The sequence below is a fragment of the Rhizobium sp. P1_E1 genome, assembly GCF_056406015.1.
Genome location: NZ_JBFUAY010000354.1, coordinates 1 through 3237, shown reverse-complemented (window position 1 = coordinate 3237; position 3237 = coordinate 1). Strand labels below are relative to the sequence as shown.

Annotated in this window: 2 protein-coding genes and 1 pseudogene; 2 read left to right on the top strand and 1 reads right to left on the bottom strand. The window is 58.8% G+C overall.

The genetic code is table 11. The features are described from left to right. Positions 1-188, bottom strand: a pseudogene (locus AC1D1Z_RS35540) (ABC transporter substrate-binding protein); the annotation flags it as partial. Positions 189-537: 349 nt separating this feature from the next. Here AC1D1Z_RS35540 and AC1D1Z_RS35535 point away from each other — a divergent pair. After that, positions 538-1626, top strand: a complete 1089-nt coding sequence (locus AC1D1Z_RS35535) for a LacI family DNA-binding transcriptional regulator (RefSeq protein ID WP_446981350.1) — start codon at positions 538-540, stop codon at positions 1624-1626. Positions 1627-2045: 419 nt separating this feature from the next. Then, on the top strand, positions 2046-3237 hold a 1192-nt coding region (locus tag AC1D1Z_RS35530), incomplete at its 3' end, for a thiamine pyrophosphate-binding protein (protein WP_477853481.1).

Genomic DNA, 3237 nt, shown 5'->3' with positions numbered 1-3237 from the left:
ATCTGGTAGTCAGGCATCTCGCCCTGCGCCTTCTTCACGCCCGCCTCTGCGGCTTTCCAGAAGTCGGATGCGCCGTTGACGACGAATGCAAGTGTCGGTTTGTCGGCAGCATGCGATACGGCAATCGGCGCCGCGCTCAGCATCAACCCGGCGAAGAACAAGGCTGCATTGCGTTTCAGCTGTTTCATAATACACCTCCCGAGGGGCCGCAGTTGCACGGGCCCGTTTCCGATTTACGGCCGGCCGAATGCGCGCCCCCTCCTAGGGCCGTCGCAAAGCGACGAGTGGCATAGGTTCCGATCGCTCCCTGACGGTATACAAGAAATTTAATTAGTAAATAGTATTATCAATGAAGATCAAAACATTTCATCACGCAGTGGCCAGGATGGCTATTTTGTACTGGCAATGGCCGATAACTGATAGTGTTACAGCAATTCATGCAATTGCCAGCGCTTTCAGATAGATGCTAATATTAATTAGCCGAAACGACGATCAATCCACCCTACCCTATTATCCCGAGAGAGACAGTTTCCACGAATGCGAAAACCCAAGACCCAAAATAAGCCTGCGCGCGTGACGATGATGGACATCGCCGCGGCGGCTGGCTGCTCGCAGGCGGCCGTCTCCTTCGTCCTCAACGACACGCCCGGCACCCGTATCTCACAGCAGACGCGCGATCGCGTATGGGAGGCGGCGCGCGCGCTCGGCTACATGGAGAAGACCTATACGACGAAGGCCTCTTATTCGGGACTGGACAACGTCATCGGTTTCGCCGTGGATCAGCTCGCCACCAGCCCGGAAGCGATCGTTGCGATCGAAGGCGCGCGGCAAGCCTCCTGGAACGCCGGCAATGTCCTATTGGTAACCCAGACGCTCAGTGATCCCGTCATGGAGCCGAAAGCAATCGAGGCGTTGACGAGCGGAGGCATATCGGCGCTCATATATATGACAATCTATACCCGTCAGGTGGAGCTTCCTTCCTATGTCCGCAAGCTTAACATCCCGACGGTCCTGCTGAACTGCTATACGGCGGACCATGCTTTTCCCGCCGTGGTGCCGAGCGAGATCGCGGGCGGGCAGAGCTCCACGCGGCATCTGATCATGCACGGACACCATCGTATCGCGACGATCACCGGCGAAATCTGGATGCAGGCTGCGCAGGACCGGCTGACGGGATATCGCCGCGCACTGGCGACCGCAGATATACCCTTCGATCCGGAATTGGTCATTGAAGGCGACTGGTCGGCCAGTGCCGGCTATGCCTCCACGATGAAACTGCTTGCTTTGAAAGAGCCGCCCACCGCGATCTTCTGCCAGAACGACCGCACCGCCATCGGGTGCTACGAAGCGCTCAAGGATGCAGGGCTTCGCATTCCCCAGGACATGTCGGTGGTGGGTTATGACGACGAAGAAATTTCACGACATCTCGTACCCCCGCTTACGACTTCGGTCCTTCCACATCTTGCCATGGGGCAATGGGCGATCGAACATCTCAACCCGGAAAGTGTGCCCGGCAAGCGCTATCCGATTGCGAAGCTCGAATGCTCGCTGGTTAATCGTCACTCCGTCGCCGCGCCGCGGGCCGAGGCGCGGCAGATCCTCGATGGCGCATATACCTCGCCATAGGATTTGGGTTCGCGCCGGGACCGAACGCCGCCGGCTGGCACGGAACCCCTGACCGGCGCGCATTGGAGGAAGTGGTCGAAATCGCTTCGCGGGCGATAGAACGGGAGAGTTTGCCCTTGGCCGATAGGTTGCGAGCAGTTCGCCCCCCTGCCCTTGCCTCGTCACGGACGAACCACTGATCTCAAATATTCTCAACCACAGATACAATCTGCGCAGAGACGACGTTGACGACGTGTAGATTTGGAGCTAGCTCTATCGCCCATGAAAATCGCAATGGTTCTCGTAGTGGTGATATCGCGCATGGGCAGGACGGTCTGATCGTCCGGCAATAGCCACCCATGCGCCGAAAACAGGTCCCTGACGGGGCCTTTTTTTATGCCCCGTCGCACCTATCACCTCACTCACGACGGAACCCAGATATGACCGGCGAGAAAGCCAACTCTTCCCTCAATACCCCTGATCGTCTCATGAACGGCGGCGAGATCGTTCTGCAAGCGCTGCGAGACAACGGTGTCGAACACATTTTCGGTTACCCCGGCGCAGCGGTGCTGCCGATCTATGACGAAATCTTCCAACAGGAGGACATCAAACATTTCCTGGTGCGCCATGAGCAAGGCGCCGGACACGCAGCCGAAGGCTATGCCCGCTCGACGGGAAAGGTCGGCGTCATGCTGGTGACATCGGGACCAGGGGTCACAAATTCGGTTACGGCGCTGCAGGATGCGCTTATGGATTCCATTCCGATCGTCTGCCTCTCCGGTCAGGTGCCGACAAGCCTGATCGGCACGGACGCCTTTCAGGAATGCGATACGGTCGGCATCACCCGTCCCTGCACAAAGCACAATTTCCTGGTCCAACACATCGACGATCTGGCCAAAACGATCCATCTGGCTTTCCGGATCGCGGCGGCCGGTCGACCCGGCCCTGTTCTCGTCGACATGCCGAAGGACGTGCTCTTCGCCAGCGGGACCTACGTCTCACCTGACAAGGTATCTCCCCTGCCGAGCTACCAGCCCGCAATGCAAGGCGATCAGAACGCGATCCGGGCGGCTGTCGCATTGATGGCTGAAGCCCGACGACCTATCATCTATGCCGGCGGCGGCGTCATCAACTCGGGGCCGGAGGCGTCAAGATTGTTGCGTGAGCTCGTCGACCTCACCGGCTTTCCCATAACGTCCACCATCTTGGGGCTTGGAGCCTATCCCGCCACCGGGAGGAACTGGCTACGCGTCGCCGGACAGGACGGCTCGCATGAAGCCAATATGGCAATTGGCGATTGCGACCTGATGATCGCCATCGGCGCGCGCTTTGACGACCTTGCGACCTCGCGCATCCATGAGTTTTCGCCTCACTCGAAGAAAATCCACATCGATATCGATGCCTCGTCGATCAACAAACGCGTTCCCGTCGATATCGGCATTCAAGGCGACGCCGCGCACGTGCTGGCGGATATGCTCCATGCCTGGCGGTCACTTTCCTCTGTCCCCGACCAGAAGCGGCTGCGGGCGTGGTGGACACAGATCGACCATTGGCGAGCCCGCCATTCGTTTTCCTACGAGCGGCTGGACCATACAATCATGCCGCAACACGCCCTGGAGCGTCTGCATGCGC

Bases quoted from the DNA above. Each gene is read 5' to 3' on its own strand.
- AC1D1Z_RS35535 (WP_446981350.1), top strand. From the start codon at position 538: ATGCGAAAACCCAAGACCCAAAATAAGCCTGCGCGCGTGACGATGATG.